The organism is Oleiphilus sp. HI0132 (assembly GCF_001635845.1).
The window spans coordinates 1-782 of the sequence record NZ_LWGJ01001398.1 but is presented as its reverse complement, the minus strand read 5'-3'; the positions used below and the strand labels follow the sequence as shown (position 1 = coordinate 782).

The window sequence follows — 782 nt, the reverse complement described above, 5'->3', positions numbered from 1 at the left end:
TTACGGTTACTGCGTTGTCGTGGCATCTGAAGGCGCTCAGTACGAAGATGGCCGCTTTGTAGCAGACGCAGGCGCAGTTGATGCGTTTGGTCATACCCAACTAGGTGGCGTCGCACCAACGCTTGCTAATATGGTTAAAGATGAATTTGGTTATAAATACCACTGGGCAGTTGCCGACTACCTTCAACGCGCAGCACGCCATATTTCCTCTTCAACGGATGTTGAGCAGGCCTATGCCATGGGCAAAGCAGCTGTTGATTTCGCTGTAAATGGTAAGAATGCAGTCATGCCAATTATCGTTCGCGAACAAGCCGCTCCATACAAGTGGTCTATCGGTGAAGCACCGCTTAGCCAGGTTGCTAACCAAGAAAAGAAAATGCCTATTCACTATATTTCAGATGATGGTTTCGGAATTACTGCTGAGTGTCGTGAATACCTAACTCCACTTGTTCAAGGCGAAGACTACCCGCCTTACGATGAGAACGGTATGCCGCGCTACGTTAAGCTTCAGAACAAGCTTATTGAAAAGAAGACAGGAAGTGAGTTCGAAGTTTAAAGCTTCGCAACACGCTTATCTAACTCAGAGACTCCGCCTACCCAAAGTTATGTAGGCGGCCCGTCTCGGGGCGCAGAACGGACATGCCGTTAGTTTCAGCCCTACGTATGCAGAGGGTTTCATCCTTCGCTAATGAATAGCCCCATAAAAACCTTGCCGCCAACAATCCTGGGCATCCAGGCCCATATGGATTAGCAAGCCTATCCCTATCCACCGAGTTGCTGGA

At 49.0% G+C, this 782-nt stretch carries 1 protein-coding gene and 1 pseudogene; one reads left to right on the top strand and one right to left on the bottom strand.

The features are described 5' to 3' along the window. Positions 1-556 (top strand): annotated as a pseudogene (locus A3766_RS21460) (diphosphate--fructose-6-phosphate 1-phosphotransferase); the annotation flags it as partial. A gap of 37 nt (positions 557-593) precedes the next feature. Here A3766_RS21460 and A3766_RS32165 read toward each other — a convergent pair. Further along, positions 594-782: hypothetical protein (locus tag A3766_RS32165; protein ID WP_231882952.1), on the bottom strand; the 189-nt coding region annotated here is incomplete at its 5' end.